Source organism: Baaleninema simplex PCC 7105 (assembly GCF_000332355.1).
GTDB classification, from domain to species: Bacteria; Cyanobacteriota; Cyanobacteriia; order Cyanobacteriales; family Geitlerinemataceae; genus Baaleninema; species Baaleninema simplex.
In genome coordinates this window covers 126952-143904 of record NZ_KB235957.1, presented here as the reverse complement: position 1 = coordinate 143904, position 16953 = coordinate 126952, and the positions used below count along the sequence as shown (strand labels likewise).

Genomic DNA, 16953 nt, shown 5'->3' with positions numbered 1-16953 from the left:
TGAAAAAAACAGAAAAAATCGGGGTAATGCTGCGTTCTAACGATCTTAGTCTGCCAAAAACCTAAGATGACAGGGATTTGAACGCAAAAGCAGCATTACTTTTCATGGTAATACTCGCATCTTTTCACAGCGAGCAGTGAAGACAGGTAACAGTGTCTCCCCCTTTCCCTATCTCATCACCTCATCTTCTCCCGACATAGCCGCCAAAGATGGCGAACCCGTAATATTTCCAGGGAACGGCGATCGCATCGAATCCGGCACTTTTCAACATCTCCAAGTGTGCCTCGAGGGTGGCCAGGCGATCTTGTCCTGAATGGCCTTGAGGCTGGCTGGTACCGATTTTTGCTCGTACTGCTTCGAGCGTCGTTCCTTGTTGTGCGGCCCACTTTTCGCGAACAGTTTTGTAGACTTCCGCCAGTTGCGGTGTCTCCGGTAACACGGGATCGACGTTCCAGAAACAGCCACCGGGTTCGAGAATCGACGCAATCCACTGAAACAGCGTCAGTTTCATCTCGTCGCTGAGGTGGTGAATCGCCAGAGACGAAACACAGGCTTGGGTGCTTTGAATAGTGTGTTTGTCCTGGGTTGGCGTGGCGAGATCGCCGAAATCTCCGTAGATGGCGTGCCAGCGATCGCTATATCCGGCACCGGTGACTTTGGCACGGGCAAATTCCACCATTCGCGGCGAGTAATCCACGGCGAGAACTTGCGCCTCGGGGCAGTGTTGGAGGATTTTGAGGCTCAGTTCTCCGGTGCCGCAACCGAGATCGATTACGGTTTGGCAATTGCTGGGAACGCAGGTCGTTACGGCCTCGAGCATTTCGTCGTAGCGAGGCAGCAGTTGGCGAATTCCACTGTCAAAGTCGGCGGTGTTGGTGAAGACTTCACCGGGGTAAATGGTTTGGGTCACGATCGCGTTGGGTTGAAACTACGGTTTTATATTTTAAGGATGAAAATACTTGCAGTTCAAAAATTATTTTAAAATTTAAACATTATGTATTTTTTTAAAAATTGATATTTTTGAGCGATCGCGTTCCCTTTAATTATATTACAAAACTCTGTTAGAGTGAACGTGTAAGTTCCGAATGAGTTACCATCGTTGCTGGAGTCGTTGCTGTGTCGACCGATCGCATTTCTCAGGCTTTACAAGATTTCGTCCCCGACGCCTACCAAGGCAGCGACGAATATCTCGATATTATTACCTGGAACGTCCGCTTCTTTAACGACCTCGACCCCGAACGAGTTCGCATCGTTCGCCAGATTTTCGAGGAACTGAACGCCGATATCTTCGTATTGCAAGAAGTCGCCGAAGGCTCTCTCGACGGAATCGCCGACGAACTCACCCAACGGGGAGCGGGATTTTACGAAACCATCTACGGCCTCAGCGGCGGCGATATCCGCGTGGCGTTCCTGTACGATACGGAGTGGGTTCGCGCCACCACCGAACCCGAGGAACTGTTTGCAGAAGATTCGCCGACGGTGCAAGTGGGACGAGTTCGCAAACCCGTTTTTCCCCGCTATCCCCTCCAGACGCGGTTTGTAGCCTTGTCTGCACCGGGAAGTCCCGAACCGCCGTTTGACTTTCATCTGGTGGGGGTTCATTTGAAGTCGCAGCGGGATTCTCGTCGGGGACATCGCAGCGAGGAACAGCGGACGGCGGCGGCGAAGTTGCTGGCGGAGTGGCTGCAAAACGAAGCAGTGGATGAGGATGTCATTATCGCGGGAGATTGGAACGCTTCACCGTTTCAGTCGGAATGGGAAGTGTTGCGGAATTTGGAAGCGGCGGGACAGCTTCGTTTTGCGAACTGGAACCACGACAGCGAAGGAAGTCACTTTTTCTCCAGCGGGTACAGTTCTCGGTTAGATTTTATTGCGGTGACGTCTCAAGTCCAAGGTGTGGAGACGTTACAGGAGCGATCGAAAGTCATTAACTGGAACCTGTTGCTGGAAAATGGGGTATCGCAGTCGTTGCGGGAACAGTTGCGATCGAAAATTAGCGACCATCTCCCCGTGTTGACGCGGTTCTATTTTACCGAGAGCGATCGCGACGAGGAAGTTGTCGAACCGCCGTCGGAGTCGGTGGAGTTTCCCAGCGTGGCGGTGTTAGGAAGTGTGAAAATCGTGGCGGCAAACGTCAATCCTGCGGGAAAAGAAGCGGGACACGAAACGGTAACGCTGTTGAATTTGTCGCCGGATACGGTGGATTTGTCTGGCTGGGGAATTCGCGATCGCCTCGGCCGCCAGCATAGCATCGAAGATTTGACGGTTCCCGGCGGCGAGACGGTACAGGTGGTGTTGAAAGCGAGAACGGCGCAGTTATCGAATCGCGGTGGTTCGATTATTTTGGTGAACGATCGCGACGACGAGGTGCATTCGGTAACGTACACCGGCCAGCAAGCGTCGAAACAAGGTTGGTCGATCGCATTTTAGGGTTGTATTTTCCTCGTTTTTCTCGTTTTTCCTCGTTCCCAGCTTCTAGCGGGGAATGCCTTCCGCGAGGCGGCAGCCTCGTCTGAATTCTTGTCTTGAGAATACTTGCTAATTGAGAAGCCTATCTCAACGCGATCGCGATCGCGTCTCTCGAAGTGGCTGAATGACGCTACGAACCCGAAGAACTTTCTGAATTGGTGAATCGGGAAGATTTGCTCGATCGTTACCTTAACCCGCGAGAAGGCTCGCGCTCTACCCGAGAGGGTGAGCTGTCCGTTTCGCCGTCAAACTGGCGAGATGCACCCCCTCTGAGCGCCTACATTTACTTGAATTTTTTCCAAAATCTTGTCAGGCTTATTATCTTCTAACTTGAAGATAGACTCGATTAATGCTCGTTAAAATTACATCTAATCTCCCTGATTTTTAGGGGGGGGGAATTCCCCAAACCAATTTTGAGCCGTTTTTTTGGGTGGGAACAGTTTGACTTGCCCATTCCTCAACCGATTTTTCTCTAAGATGTCATTTTTACCCGAATTTTTCTTTTTTCTCGGTCTTAATCCCTAACCAACTCCCGACTAATTTCATCCCCTTCTCATGCTACTTGGTGTACTACAGGTTGAAGTGCGGAATGTGGGTTTTAACCGTTAAAATAGAAGACTCACCCTTGTCAACACAGAGACTATGACCGTGAATACCCCCGTAGAATTTCAAGACGAATTTGATGTGGTCGTCGTGGGGGCAGGACACGCCGGATGTGACGCTGCCCTCGCCTCGGCGCGACTGGGTTGCCGTACCCTGTTGCTGACGCTGAACCTGGATAAAATCGCGTGGCAACCCTGCAACCCCGCTGTCGGCGCTCCGGCGAAGTCCCAGTTAGTCCACGAAGTCGATGCCCTCGGCGGCGAAATCGGCAAAATGGCCGATCGCACCTACCTACAAAAGCGCGTCCTCAACGCCTCGCGAGGACCGGCGGTGTGGGCGCTACGGGCGCAAACGGACAAGCGGGAGTATGCTGCCATCATGCGGCGCATCGTGGAAAACCAGGAAAACCTGTCGGTGCGCGAAGGTATGGTGACGGACATCGTTTTGGGGAAAAACGACGAAATTATCGGCGTTCAAACCTATTTCGGCGTCGCCTTCGAGTGCAAAACGGTTATCCTCACCACCGGAACCTTCCTCGGTGGCGTGATTTGGGTGGGAAACAAATCTATGCCAGCCGGACGCGCCGGAGAATTCGCCGCCGTAGGACTGACGGAAACCCTGCAACAGATGGGGTTTGAAACCGATCGCCTGAAAACGGGAACCCCGGCGCGAGTAGACAAGCGATCGGTCGATTACAGCAAAATGGAACCGCAACCGCCAGACGAGGAAGTACGCTGGTTCAGTTTCGACCCAGAAGCCTGGGTGGAACGGGAACAAATGAACTGTTACCTGACGCGGACGACGGCCCAAACCCACAAAATTATTCAAGATAACCTGCACCTGTCCCCAGTTTACGGCGGTTGGGTGGACGCGAAAGGCCCCCGTTACTGTCCCAGTATTGAGGACAAAATCGTTCGCTTCGCCGACAAACCCAGTCACCAAATTTTCATCGAACCCGAAGGTCGGGATTTCCCCGAACTCTACATTCAAGGATTTTCCACGGGACTGCCGGAAAACCTGCAATTGCAGATGTTGCGAACGTTGCCGGGGATGGAAAACTGCGTGATGCTGCGTCCGGCGTATGCGGTGGAATACGATTACCTTCCAGCGACACAGTGTTTCCCCACGATGATGACGAAAAAAGTCGAGGGTCTGTTCTGTGCTGGACAAATTAACGGCACGACGGGATACGAGGAAGCAGCGGCACAGGGTATCGTGGCGGGAATCAACGCAGCGCGATTCGTCCGGGGTCGAGAGATGCTGGTGTTCCCCCGCGAGGGAAGTTATATCGGCACGTTACTCGACGACCTCTGTACGAAGGAGTTGCGGGAACCCTATCGGATGTTAACGTCGCGATCGGAGTATCGGTTGGTGTTGCGATCGGACAATGCAGACCGCCGTTTGACGCCGTTAGGACGAGAAATCGGTCTGATCGACGATCGCCGTTGGAAACTGTTCGAGAGCAAGCAAGCCAACATTGCGGCGGAGAAGGAACGGTTGCACAAAACCCGCGTCAAGCAACACGACGAAGTCGGACAGCAGATTATCGACGCCACCCAACAGGGAATCAAGGGTTCGGTGACGCTGGCGGAGTTGTTGCGCCGTCCCAAGTTCCATTATGTGGATCTCGAGCGCTTCGGGTTAGGAAATCCCGATCTCGCGTTAGCGGAACGAGAAGGCGCGGAAATCGACATTAAATATTCGGGATATCTGCAACGCCAGCAAAACCAAATCGACCAGATCGGTCGGGAAGCCAACCGTCCGCTTCCGGCGGATTTAGATTACGACGCCATCGAAACACTATCGAAGGAGTCGCGAGAGAAACTGTCTAAAGTTCGTCCGATGACTATCGGTCAAGCATCGCGCATCGGTGGGGTGAATCCGGCGGACGTGAATGCGTTGTTGATTTACTTAGAAACCCGCCATCGCAAGCAAGCGGTGGGGGTTGGAAAGTAAATCTTAGGGGACGTGCTTTACAGTAACAGTGAGCAGTGTAACGCGAAGCAGTGTTTCAGTCACCAGTGAAGACCGGGAACGGGGAATAGGGAACGGGGAATAGGGAACAGTTAATAGTTTCTCCCCTTCTCCCCCTCTCCCCTTCTCTCCCTCTCCCCTTCTCCTCTCCCTACCCGAAATGCAAACCCCCCTCAGCCTCAGCACCCTCGCCATCCGGCAACATATCGGAACCCTGGTTCTCACCGTGGCGGTTATCGTCTTGGGGTGGTTCGTCGTGGCGCGAATGCCCGTAGATTTGCTGCCCAGTATCACCTATCCTCGCATCGGTTTGCGGGTTGACGCGCCGGGAATCGTCCCCGAAGTCGCCGTCAACGACATTACCCGCCCCCTCGAAGAAGCCCTCGCCGCTACGGAAGGGGTGGTGCAGATTTTCTCGCAAACCCGAGAAGGGCGACTCAGTATCGACTTGTTCTTTCGTCCCGGTGACGATATCGATCGCGCCCTCAACGACGCCACCGCCGCTTTAAACCGCGCCCGCGATCGCCTTCCCGACAATCTGGAAACCCCCCGCCTGTTCAAATTCGACCCCTCCCAACTCCCGGTTTACGAAATCGCCTTAACCTCAACGGCGTTGCGTCCGGTGGATTTGCGGATTTTCGCCGATGAAGAACTCGCCCGAGAACTGACGCGGGTTCCCGGCGTCGCCAACGTGGACGTATCCGGGGGCGTGCGGGAAGAAGTGCGGGTGAACCTGGATTTAGAACGGTTGCAAGCGGTGGGGCTGAACATCTCTGATGTGGGGGACGCCCTGCGGGAACGCAACCAAGACACCTCTGGCGGCTTGATTCGCGGCGGCGAGTCCGAAGCCTTAACTCGCGTGGCGGGACGGTTTCAGGAGGCTGGAGAAATTCGGCGAGTTGCCCTCGACGACGGCGATCGCAACGATGCGAGATCGACGGGTAAACTCTACGTGGAAAACGTCGCCCAAGTGGTGGACGGAACGGAAGAACAACGCATTTTCGTCACCCTCAACGGACAACCCGCCGTCAAAGTCAGCGTTCAGAAACAACCGGACGCCAATACGGTGGAAGTCGTCGAGGGCGTCGTCGCCAAACTCGAGGCGTTGCGGGCGTCGGGGCTGATTTCGGAGGATATGCAGTTAGAAACCACCCTGGACGAATCGCGATTTATTCAAAATTCGATTCGCAACGTGGTGACGGCGGGATTGTCGGGTTCGGGATTGGCGGCGATCGCGGTTTTACTGTTTTTGGGGTCTCTGCGTCAAACCCTCATCGTCGTGTTGGCGATTCCCCTAGCAACGCTGACGGCGACGATTTTAATGGGATCGTTTGGACTGTCGCTGAACGTCTTCAGTTTGGGCGGTTTGGCGTTGGGGGTGGGGATTGTCGTAGACAACGCGATCGTCATGTTGGAGAACATCGCCCAGGGCGTCGAAACCGCTGAGGTGGCGTCGTCGGGAACGCCTCAAACACAGAGTCGAAAGCAACAGTTCGCCCGACGAGTGCGAGAACAAGCGGAAACCTCCGCCCGCGAGTTGGAATCGGCGTTGTTAGCCTCCACGAGTACCAACTTGGTGGCGGTGTTGCCGTTTTTGATGTTGGGGGGCTTTATCTCCCTGCTGTTCAACGAATTGATTTTGACGATTAGCTTCGCCGTCGCCGCATCGATGGCGATCGCTCTCACGGTGGTTCCCGCCTTAGCTGCCCGATTGCTCGCCATTCCGGTATCGAGTCGTTTTGACCGTTTTCCACCAATTTGGCTGTTCGGACGCTTCGTGCGCTTTCTCACTGCCCTCTATCGGCAAATTTTGGCGGGGGTGTTGCGGCTTCGCTTGCTGACGATCGCCCTCGCCGTCATCGTCCTCGGCGGGAGTAGCATTTGGATGGCGGCGCGACTGCCCCAGGAGATTCTACCCCGCATCGACACGGGACAAGCGCGACTGGTGGCGCAGTTTCCCCCCGGTACGCCGTTGCAAGACAACCGCCGGGTGATGTCTGCGATCGACGAGATTCTTTTGGCGCAACCCGAAACCCAATACGCCTTTAGTACCGCTGGAGGCTTTCTCTTCGGCAGTTCCACCAGTGCCAACGCCCTGCGAGCCTCGAGTACCATTGCGTTATTACCCGGAAGTAACGTTTCGGGGTATGTCGATCGCGTCAACCAGCAGATTCAGCGAGATATTCCGTTAGTGGATACCTCGATCCGAATGCGTCCGGAATCCGTGCGGGGCTTAATTCTTAGCAACTCTCCCACCCGCGACGACATCGACGTGATGTTACAGGGGACCGATACGGAGAAATTAGACGAAGCGGGGCGCATGGTATTGCAAGCCTTGGAAGAACGGGCCACCCTCGCCCGCTATCAACCTGACGCCGCCGAACCGCAACCGGAAGTTCAAATTCGCCCGGATTGGGAACGGGTGGCGGATTTGGGGCTATCTGCGCGAGCGATCGGGGATACGGTACAGACGGCGTTAGACGGAACGGTGGTGACGCAACTGCAACGGGACGATCGCCTGGTAGACGTGCGGTTGCGCTTGCCCGTCGGTACGGTACAACAAAAAAGTCGGTTGCGATCGATCCCCTTATTTAGCGAAGGCAACGAACTTGTCAAATTGGGAGATGTTGCTAACATCGAACCTGGCATCGCCCCCGGAGAAATTCAACGAATCAACCAGCGTCAAATCGTCTTAATTGAAGGCAGTTTGATAGAAGGGGCGAGTTTGAGTGCCGCCCTCGAGGAAGTGGACACCATTTTGGCAGCGTTGCAACTTCCCGAAGGGGTGACGCGGATTCCCAGTTCCGTCGCGGAAACTAACGAACAGTTACAGCGATCGCTGCAAATTCTCGGCGGTTTAGCTACGTTTTTGGTGTTCGTGGTGATGGCCGTTCAATACAACTCGCTTCTCGATCCGTTGGCGATTATTTTGACCGTTCCCTTAGCCTTAGCTGGGGGAATTTTGGGTCTGTACGTCACGAATACCGCCGTCGGTGCCACGGCAATTGTGGGAGCAGTTTTACTCGTGGGAATTGTGGTGAACAACGCTATTTTATTAGTGGAGTTAGCCAACCAAATTCGCGAGAAAAAGCGGTTGAGTCCCTACGAAGCCATGTTAGAAGCCGCTCCGCAACGGTTGCGTCCGATTTTGATGACGACGGTAACGACAGTGTTGGGGCTGTTACCGTTGGCGTTAGGAGTTGGAGAAGGTTCGGAGTTTTTACAACCGTTGGGAATTGTGGTATTTTCAGGATTGTCACTAGCAACGTTTTTAACTTTATTTATCGTTCCCTGTTTTTATACGTTGTTGCATCGTTCCCAACGTCCGCGAAAGCCCAATTTTCCCCGTCGAACCTGGGATACTTCGAGAGTTGAGGAAGCGATTTCTAGTGGAACGCGAGATTAAGCTTTGGGTTGTGAATAGAATCGAGGCGATCGCGAGGTTTGATGTAGAACGTGGGAGAAGATATGGCGTTAGATGTCGTCATCTCAGAGTTTGTGATCTTGCTCAACGGCATTTTGACAAGTTTTTGTCAGTTGTTAGCGTTGTTTGTGATTGCCATTGGGGTTACGAGAGCGTTAATTATTTTCCTCAAAGATGCCTTGTTTAGTCCTCAAACCTCCGATGCGTTTCAACGTAGCCGTTTGGTGATGGGATATTCGTTTTCCTTGGCGTTGAGTTTTTTGATTGGGGCGACGATTTTGAAGACGATGATTTCGAGTCGTTGGGATGACATTGCTCGTTTGGCGACGATTATCGCCGTTCGTACTGTACTGAACTATCTTTTACTACAGGCGATCGATCGATCTAAGTCTGATGTGAGTGCGTCGGCGGCGCAGTCGTAGACAATTCTCAGTTTTTCGATCCGTAAAACTCGAAATTCGTTGTATCTTGTATAGCCGCTATCCCCGCCCAGAGACGGAGATTTCGTCTCTGGCGGTTCAAAACATTGGGTTGGAGAGTTGAATTAGGCGATCGCCCGATGTTTAGCGATCGCAATTCTGGCGATCGTTACCATTTTTTGTAGGGCAAAAACTTTCCGCACATGACGATCTGCACGCGATCGCCTTTGGGATCTTCGACTTTTTCAACTTCTACAGAAAAGTCGATAGCGCTCATAATGCCATCGCCGAACTTTTCGTGAACCACGCTTTTAATTGGCATTCCGTAAACCTGCATGATTTCGTAAAACCGATAAATTAGCGGATCGGTGGGAATCACGGGGTCTAAAGAACCTTTGACGGGGCATTCCGTTAAGATTTCTGCCTCCTCTGCACCTAACCCCAAGGCTTCGACAAGTTTCTGAGCTTCCTCTGGCGAAGCACTAGCTTGGCGATAAACCACCGCAGCAATCCAGACTTCATCTCGCCCAATTGTAGATTCTAAATCGGCAAAAGTTAGACCTTTTGCTTTTTTTGCAGCTAGAATTTTTTCGGTAATTTCCGGAAGTTTCACGAGTGTTTTAGGAAGAACATCGAGGCTTATCGTATCACAAAGATTTTTAGTTCGTGCAAGCCATTTTATTTTTTTGAAGACTTTACAAAAAAATGTTTCTTTAGAAATTCAGTCAGAATATCCCGTTCGTTCGTGACTAATTTGTATGGAATGTTACAAAATTATCTCGATTGTCAAATAGAGACTCGGGCGATCGCCTGCAAATCCAGACCTGCTGGCAATTTGAGCGACGATCGCTGCCACATCAATTCCAGCAAAATGCGCTTTTAGTAAAATTTCTATGCGTTTTTTGCATGGCTTTGTAAAAAATAGTATTTATTTACACAAATCTATAAAACTTCATCTTTTAGGATGCGATCGACCTCGTTTGCAAGCTGTCACAACAGCAAACCGCACGTTTTCGATCGCGGTGTTTTTGCCGTGGCTGTCTTGTATTTACTGCTATCCCAAAACGCCAAACCAATGTCATTAACTCGTATAAAAAACGCAGATTGCAGTGACTTTAAGTCCAAATCTCAACATTAGCTGCACTCCATAGGTTGACTTGCGATCGCAAAATCTGTGAGAAAGCTGCCTCCAGTTTTTAAAAACAACGGGGAATTCGATCGCCCCTCAGCCCCGTCACCGTGGGAAAACCTTGCCGAAACAATTACCCGAGTCAACCGTTTCCCCACCGGCGATCGCCTTACAAATTTCTGAATTAAACCCTTAGCCTCGCGCTTCTCTAGCACCAAAACGCTCGTTCGACTGATTCACTTTCAACTCATTCACTTTCAAACGGGAGAAAAACACTCGTGGATTACAACGCCCCCCCCGAACTCGTCGCAGCGGCCGTCAAGGCTGGCGAAAACAAAGCTCGCCTCTCCGTGAAAAACCTCTTGATGCGCGGCTTTTACTCCGGCACGATTTTGGGAATCGGCATCACCCTGGCCGTCACGACGATGGTGCAAACCCAAATCCCCGTTCTCGGGGCAATCATCTTTCCGTGGGCATTTTGCAGCATCGTCATTTTTGGCATGGAACTGGTAACAGGGAACTTCGCCCTCATGACCACCGCCATGCTAGCTCGTCGTACCAACCTGACGCGCAGCGTTCGCAACTGGCTGTGGGTTTACTTGGGTAACTTCCTCGGTTGTGCCTTCGCCGCATTCCTAATTAGCTTCTCCCTCAGCAACGGCGGAACCCTCGCCGAACCCAACGCCGTCGCCGAAAAGCTCATGGCGATCGCGATCGCCAAATCCGTCGCCGTCCGCGAAATGGGCGCACCGGGTTTTATGCTTTTCATCGTGCGCGGTATCCTCTGCAACTTACTGGTTTGCGTCGCCGTCCTGTTGGGAATTGCCAGTAAATCCGTCCCCGGTAAAATCCTGGGTTGCTGGTTCCCCATTGCCACCTTCGTCGCCCTCGGCTTAGAGCACATCGTCGTGAATATGTACTTCCTCAACGTTGGTGTTATGCTCGGCGCTCCGATTTCTGCGATCGATATAGTGTTCTGGGATTATCTCCCCGTTACCATTGGCAACCTCATCGGCGGCGGCTTGTTCGTGGGTTGTCTGTTCTACATGACCCACAACCAACAAATTCCCCTGCGTCCTGCGGGATTAGACAACGTTCGCGAAGAACGTTCGCCCGTGGTTCGGTAAGAAGAATGGGTCGGCGGCTTTTGCCGCCGTATCGATTTTTATCCTTACTCGGATTTGGAATTTCAAGAGTCGTCGTGAGTTCGGCGAGTTAATTGGCTGTAAATTCGCGATCGCGGCGGACGATTTCTAGCAGCAGTGTTTTGAGGAGCGATCGCAGGCGATCGAGTGTAGACAGGGTAATTACTGAAAATAGGGTTTAAGTTGGCAGTTTTCCAAAAATCGCGGCGGCGTTCGAGACGGTTAACGTCACGAGCGTTTCATTGTCGTAATGGAACTCTATTTTCTACTTTCGCCAAAAGTTATACCAGAAGTACGATCGTTTCCCTGAAATGGAGAAATTTTAGCTAAAACTTCCTTCTCTTTGTACAGAGCTTGGTAAAGTTCCCACGCTTGTTGTAAGTTCAACCAAAACTCAGCACTGTTACCCAAAAAGGTAGACAGTCGAAGTGCTGTACTGGGGGTAATGCCACGCTTACCGTTAACCAGCTCGTCAATCTGCTGGTAGGGAACGTGAATCGCGTCAGCTAGTTCGGGTTGTGACAGTCCGAGAGGTTCTAGAAATTCAGTTAACAAGATTTCCCCAGGGTGGGAAGGGGCGCGTTTTGTGGGAATTCTCATGGTTTCAATCCTCTAATGATAATCAACAATCTCAACATCTTCAGCTCCCTGTGTCGTCCACCTAAAACAGATGCGATATTGGCGATTGACTCGAATACTGTACTGTCCTTCGCGATCGCCTTTGAGGGCTTCTAGCTTATTACTGGGAGGAATTCGCAGATCGTCTAAGGTGGTGGCAGAGTTCAACAAGTCGAGTTTACGTTGCGCTCTCGCCCAAAGAGTCTTCTGGCAAAGCTTACGCGCAGCCTTTGAGTCGTTGCCATCGAAGATATCTTCGGTTCCTCTATTTTTGAACGAGAGAATCATATTAACATGATAGCCGGGAGATCGTGTTAATACCAGAGCGATGGGTAAAAATTGAATCAGACTGTTACAGAGATAGAGAATTGACTGCGAAAGTGTTCGATTTTTCCTAAAATATATTGTTTTAGCTTGTACTAGCTCTCTCAATTTCTATTTTAAATCCCCATACTCTTTCGCGAAGTGTTCCCGTAGGAGAGCGTGAACGAAGCGATAGCCACCGCCAACCCGCTGGAGAAAACCCCGTTCGGTGCAGTAGCGAAGAAATGTACGGTAGTTCCAGGGGCTGTAACCAAAAAGCCAAAGGGTAATGCGGAGAGCTAAATGATCGATCGCATTCAATATACTATTACCCAAGGGACTTAAAGTTCCTAATGCAAAGCTTAAACCAATACCTTGCCCTAAAATCTCTTTATACTTCATGGGAGCATACAAAAAGTGAATCGATATAGGAATTAACATACATAGTGGTATTAGAAGAAGACTTGAGGTCAATGATTTTATTAGTGGATGGTAAATATCCTGATTTTCCACAAATCTACTTGATTTTTTCTCGGAGGTTGACAATATTGCAATCCCAACACTGAATGCATAAAAAATACCATATATTAATCCGTGTAGGACTCCTAAAATTGAATAAAACATCAAAACAAAAAACAAGATACAAACCAGAGAGAAAACAAGGATATATATTGCCTTTTTCAAGATCTTCTTCAAATTAAAATTCCAGTACAAACTCTTGCATTCAATAGTTTTAAAATCTGGAGTTTCTTGGATACCTTTTATAAAAAAAATTAATCCCCAAAATAACCCCCAAACTAGACCATGAAGGAAATTGAAGAAAAGAGAAGTAACCAGGGCGACGAACAATCCAATAACTAGCCCATAAACCAAGCCAATAGTAAGTCCATAAACAATTTTTTGACGACGACTCTCTATATAGTAAGGCTGTAGTTCTTCAATGAAAAATTCGGTGTCATACTCCTCAATCAACCGCACTGCCAGCCAGCCCAACCAATACTTCGTTTTTTTGTCTTTCTCGTAAGGCTTTCGACCGTGTTGTGTTGCAGGTAAATTAGCCCCACCCCGATACGGTCGTTGCAACCTCGCATCAATATACGCCTCGAACAAGATTCGTCGCCGCTCCGTCACGCTTTCCTGCTGCTTCCACAATTCAACAGGTAATTTATCGCTGGATAACACCAAAATCGTCAGCAACAATGGCGATCGTGCCAATCCCGTTTTTGCATCCATAACGTCCGCGTCGATCCGAACTGCATCCCAAAGCCAGTCACACTTCGCACTACGCAAGTACGTTTCAATTTGTCTGTCCGTCAACGGTTGTAAAATCACCGCACCGTTCAGCCCCAAATTCGTCTCGTAAAGCTGATATTCTTCCAAACGGGAACACACCACCAACGGCGTACCGCTCCAAGTCGGTAAAAACTCGTTGAGCGCCTGCACGCAAGTTTCCTGACGCTGGGACATCAACTCGTCTAAACCGTCGAGGAGCGGTAAAATTCGCCCCTCTTCAATCCATTTTTCGGTGATATCTTTCCGCACCCCGTATTTCAGCTTCAAATCGGACACCATCCAACTGGGGATGTCTCGAAACTCCGACTTCCACGCCGACAGGTTGAGCAACACGGGAACGGGATAAGCGGCGTTTTCCTGTCCTCGTTTGACTAATTCCTCCGCCAGTTGCAACAGCATCGTGGTTTTTCCCGAACCCGGCGCACCCAGGACGAGCAAACGTCCGCCGATTTCCGCTCTGTCGAAGATATCGACGATGTGGATTCCCTCGGGACATCGTTGGCTCGACGCATTCCCGAGTTTTACGTCCAGGCTCCAAGGGGGTACAACTTGGGTGGAATCTTCGGTTTTGTCGAGTTCCACGTAAACGCGCTGGTGGAGGGATTGCGCCAACCGTCCCGCCACTTCGTTTTTTACGGCGTCGAGTAGTTTGGTTTCAGTTCGGTCGCGCGATTCGGGGGGTGCGAAGTGCTGCACCACCTGCGCGATATCGACCTTCGTGCTGTCGTTGGCGTTGATGCCTTGCTGTTTGCGATCGCCCGTCATCGCCGTTCTAGCTGAAATTTTGCTCGATTTTTTGGTTGAAGTTCGCCGTGGCGCTGTCGTTTATCACGATACCTTGTTGCTTGCGGCGATCGATCTTAATTTCAATAGGCGGAAGTTGCGCCTCGACTTCCTCCACAACCGCCGCCATTTCAGGATCTTCGACTTCCACTTCTACCATTTCCGCCAACAGTTCCGGATTGTCGAAGGGGTTTGCTTCCGCCGGAAGCCGCTTCTGTACGCGATCGCCGAACTGACTCACGCGATCGCGCAACTGCGTCGAGAGTTTTGTGGCGGCAGACTTGACGGGAGGCAACGCCGCCGCCAGCATATCTTTAGTCACCGTCTCGCTGGTAGTTTCAGCGGCTTTTTTCAACATCACCGCCGCGATCGCCACCAGTCCCCATTCGATCGGTTCCATCGGTTCTCTCTCGCACTTACAGCACTTTAGCCCCAGCATAACCGCCGACACTGAGAAACTGGCGAACCTCCCACCCTACCTGATTTCCGTCTGACATCGAGCAAAATTCCCTTGACCGTGCGTCAGTCTGAGAGAATTTCCCAGTTAAGTCGATCGCCGGGCAGCATCGACACGAGTACAATAGCGATCGACCAGGATGTCGATTCCCGTAATCGCCGTTCCCACCACCACCGCATCAGCACCGATCGCGATCGCCCGTTCGGCCATGTCTGGCGAAGCAATCCCCCCTTCACACACCAGGAATCCATCGAGCCGCCGCACCATCTCTGCTAACAACTCGAAGCCGGGAGGTTTCAAGTGTTGCGTCTGCGGTGTATACCCGTACAGCGTCGTTCCGATAATATCGACTCCCGCCTCGGTTGCGGCGATCGCGGCCGCGATCGAATCGATATCTGCCATCACCCGCTTCCCCAACTCCTCCCGTACCCGTTTCGCGATGTCCGAAAACCGTTCTCCCCCCGGACGCGGGCGCAACGTGGCATCAATGGCAATAATATCGGCTCCCGCTTCAGCCACCGATCGCGCGTGGTGAAACTGCGGCGTAATATAAACTTCGGAATCGGGAAGTACTTGTTTCCACAAGCCAATTATCGGCGTGTCGGGGAGGCGATCGCGTACGGCTCGGATATGTTCCGGGGAGTCGATGCGAACCGCCACCGCCCCGCGCAACACCGACGCCTGCGCCATCGCAGCAATAACATAAGCATCGTGAAGCGGAGAGTCCGCCGGAGCTTGACAGGAGACGATCGTACCGCGAAGTCGAGAATCGAGCATAACCAGGTGTCCGGTGACGTGACGGAGAACGCCCTCTATTGTCTCAAAAAGTCGCGATCGCCCCTCTGCAATTCCCACGATCGCCGCATTGAAATTAATTTAACTAGGGTTTACTGAAAAAGGCGGTTGGTCGAGGTTGGGAACAGGAAACACCGGCTCGGGGAACAGTTGGGAGAATTGGCGATCGTTTAATTTCCAGAGGTGAGAAAACGATCGGGCTAGGTTCACAGATACCTCCCCATAACAACCCTAAATCAGTTGTGTGACAAAATTGAGACAAAAAGGGAATCGGGAATGGGGAATCAGAAATTTTTTATTTTTAATAACCGAATTCCTCTCTCCTCTCTGTGTCTCTGTGGTGAAGAAAACCACTCAAACTAATCCAAATATTTACTCATCCACTGTGTCAAATCTCGTCGCTGAATCGCCGCCGCCATCAACTCGGGAAACAAATCCGGCGTACAGGCAAAACTGGGAACCCCTAACGCGGACAACCGTTCGGCATTGGCATGAGAAAACTCGGGAGCGCCATCATCGTTCAGTGCCAAAAGCACGACGACGCAAACCCCAGACGCCACCAATCGTTCGACGCGATCGAACAGAGCCTCAGCATTACCCCCTTCAAACAAATCGCTCACCAACACTAAAACCGTATCGAGCGGTCGGTGAATCTGAGTTTGACAGTAGGCCAGCGCCTGTTGGATATCCGTTCCGCCGCCGAGTTGCAATCCGAACAGCACCTCTACGGGATCGTCGAGATCCTCCGTCAAATCGACGACCGACGTATCGAACGCCACCAGACGGACGTTCGCGGCCGAGAGAGAGGCCAAAACTGCCCCGAAGACGCTAGCATACACCAACGACGTGGCCATCGACCCACTCTGGTCGATACACAGCACGATATCCTGAAGAGAAGACCGTTTTCGACCGTACCCGACTAGCCTTTCGGGAATTATCGTGCCGTATTCGGGTCGATAGTGCTTCAAGTTGGCGCGAATCGTCCGGTTCCAATTAATTTCTCGGTAGCGGGGTCGGCGGTTTCGCTGGGCGCGATCGAGACTTCCGACAACGGCTTGGCGGGTGGTTTCTGCCAAACGGCGGTTGAGATCTTCGACGACCCGACGTACTACCTGACGGGCAGTTTCTCGGGTTTCGACGGGCATGGTGTCTTTGAGGGCGAGTAAGTCTGCCACCAAGCACACGTCCGGTTCCACTTGGTTTAACAGTTCCGGTTCGAGGAGCATTTGCCGCAAATCCAGACGCGAAATTGCGTCTTGCTGCATCACTTTCACCACAGAATTGGGAAAATAGGATCGGATGTCGCCGAGCCAACGGGCAACGTGTGGAGAGGAACTACCCAAGCCTCCCCGACGGTCGGAATCGTAAAGAGCAGACAGGGTGCGATCGAGTGCTAAATCTCGAGTGTCGAGCGTGCTGCTGTCAGTCGTCGAATCCTCGTCAGCATCGGAGCCGAGAACCAGACGCCAACGACGCCAACGTTGTGGGTCTGAAGTTGAAGTCACAGGCAATATTACTTGAGTAAAGTATTAATTGTTGTG

At 51.7% G+C, this 16953-nt stretch carries 14 protein-coding genes; 5 read left to right on the top strand and 9 right to left on the bottom strand.

All coding sequences use genetic code 11. The features are described from left to right. Positions 1-181: 181 nt before the first annotated feature. Positions 182-910 (bottom strand): class I SAM-dependent methyltransferase, encoded by a 729-nt coding sequence (locus GEI7105_RS0101315; RefSeq protein ID WP_017658688.1) that lies wholly within the window; start codon positions 908-910, stop codon positions 182-184. Positions 911-1116: 206 nt separating this feature from the next. Here GEI7105_RS0101315 and GEI7105_RS33005 point away from each other — a divergent pair, with 206 nt between their 5' ends. The 4 genes from GEI7105_RS33005 (at position 1117) to GEI7105_RS0101295 (ending at position 8892) form a co-directional block, all read left to right on the top strand. Further along, complete coding sequence (locus GEI7105_RS33005) at positions 1117-2430, top strand: endonuclease/exonuclease/phosphatase family protein (protein ID WP_017658687.1); 1314 nt, start codon at positions 1117-1119, stop codon at positions 2428-2430. 681 nt (positions 2431-3111) lie between these two features. Beyond that, positions 3112-5028, top strand: coding sequence for a tRNA uridine-5-carboxymethylaminomethyl(34) synthesis enzyme MnmG (mnmG, locus tag GEI7105_RS0101305; protein ID WP_017658686.1), 1917 nt, complete (start codon positions 3112-3114; stop codon positions 5026-5028). A gap of 178 nt (positions 5029-5206) precedes the next feature. Then, a complete protein-coding gene (locus tag GEI7105_RS0101300) occupies positions 5207-8452 on the top strand; it encodes an efflux RND transporter permease subunit (RefSeq protein WP_017658685.1) in 3246 nt (1081 codons plus the stop codon). Between the two features lie 50 nt (positions 8453-8502). Further along, complete coding sequence (locus tag GEI7105_RS0101295; protein WP_017658684.1) at positions 8503-8892, top strand: DUF1622 domain-containing protein; 390 nt, start codon at positions 8503-8505, stop codon at positions 8890-8892. A gap of 166 nt (positions 8893-9058) precedes the next feature. On the opposite strand, the gene cynS is transcribed toward GEI7105_RS0101295, so the two are convergent. Together cynS and GEI7105_RS36485 are read right to left on the bottom strand one after the other, a co-directional pair. Continuing rightward, positions 9059-9502, bottom strand: coding sequence for a cyanase (cynS, locus tag GEI7105_RS0101290; RefSeq protein ID WP_017658683.1), 444 nt, complete (start codon positions 9500-9502; stop codon positions 9059-9061). Between the two features lie 521 nt (positions 9503-10023). Continuing rightward, positions 10024-10233: a hypothetical protein gene (locus GEI7105_RS36485; protein WP_144053623.1), complete on the bottom strand. Its 210-nt coding sequence runs from the start codon at positions 10231-10233 to the stop codon at positions 10024-10026. A 63-nt stretch (positions 10234-10296) separates the two neighbouring features. Between GEI7105_RS36485 and GEI7105_RS0101285 the strand changes: the two genes are divergently transcribed. Further along, positions 10297-11145 carry a formate/nitrite transporter family protein gene (locus GEI7105_RS0101285; protein WP_017658682.1) on the top strand — a complete coding sequence of 283 codons (849 nt, stop codon included), beginning with the start codon at positions 10297-10299 and terminating at the stop codon, positions 11143-11145. Positions 11146-11421: 276 nt separating this feature from the next. Here GEI7105_RS0101285 and GEI7105_RS0101280 read toward each other — a convergent pair whose 3' ends face one another. The 6 genes from GEI7105_RS0101280 to GEI7105_RS0101255 all read right to left on the bottom strand — a co-directional run bounded on the left by GEI7105_RS0101280 (position 11422) and on the right by GEI7105_RS0101255 (position 16917). Beyond that, positions 11422-11763: a HigA family addiction module antitoxin gene (locus tag GEI7105_RS0101280; RefSeq protein WP_017658681.1), complete on the bottom strand. Its 342-nt coding sequence runs from the start codon at positions 11761-11763 to the stop codon at positions 11422-11424. 12 nt (positions 11764-11775) lie between these two features. Next, entirely contained in the window at positions 11776-12069 is a 294-nt protein-coding gene (locus tag GEI7105_RS0101275) for a type II toxin-antitoxin system RelE/ParE family toxin (RefSeq protein ID WP_017658680.1), read from the bottom strand. Positions 12070-12216: 147 nt separating this feature from the next. After that, positions 12217-14142, bottom strand: coding sequence for an NACHT domain-containing protein (locus tag GEI7105_RS0101270; RefSeq protein WP_017658679.1), 1926 nt, complete (start codon positions 14140-14142; stop codon positions 12217-12219). Between the two features lie 7 nt (positions 14143-14149). After that, positions 14150-14560: a hypothetical protein gene (locus tag GEI7105_RS0101265; protein ID WP_017658678.1), complete on the bottom strand. Its 411-nt coding sequence runs from the start codon at positions 14558-14560 to the stop codon at positions 14150-14152. Positions 14561-14704: 144 nt separating this feature from the next. Then, entirely contained in the window at positions 14705-15394 is a 690-nt protein-coding gene (locus tag GEI7105_RS0101260) for an N-acetylmannosamine-6-phosphate 2-epimerase (RefSeq protein WP_017658677.1), read from the bottom strand. 377 nt (positions 15395-15771) lie between these two features. After that, entirely contained in the window at positions 15772-16917 is a 1146-nt protein-coding gene (locus GEI7105_RS0101255) for a VWA domain-containing protein (protein ID WP_017658676.1), read from the bottom strand. Positions 16918-16953: the final 36 nt, after the last annotated feature.

Coding starts and splice junctions, on each gene's coding strand:
- mnmG (WP_017658686.1), top strand. CDS start 3,112: ATGACCGTGAATACCCCCGTAGAATTTCAAGACGAATTTGATGTGGTC.
- GEI7105_RS0101300 (WP_017658685.1), top strand. CDS start 5,207: ATGCAAACCCCCCTCAGCCTCAGCACCCTCGCCATCCGGCAACATATC.
- GEI7105_RS0101280 (WP_017658681.1), bottom strand. CDS start 11,763: ATGAGAATTCCCACAAAACGCGCCCCTTCCCACCCTGGGGAAATCTTG.
- GEI7105_RS0101275 (WP_017658680.1), bottom strand. CDS start 12,069: ATGATTCTCTCGTTCAAAAATAGAGGAACCGAAGATATCTTCGATGGC.
- GEI7105_RS0101270 (WP_017658679.1), bottom strand. CDS start 14,142: ATGACGGGCGATCGCAAACAGCAAGGCATCAACGCCAACGACAGCACG.
- GEI7105_RS0101265 (WP_017658678.1), bottom strand. CDS start 14,560: ATGGAACCGATCGAATGGGGACTGGTGGCGATCGCGGCGGTGATGTTG.
- GEI7105_RS0101260 (WP_017658677.1), bottom strand. CDS start 15,394: ATGCTCGATTCTCGACTTCGCGGTACGATCGTCTCCTGTCAAGCTCCG.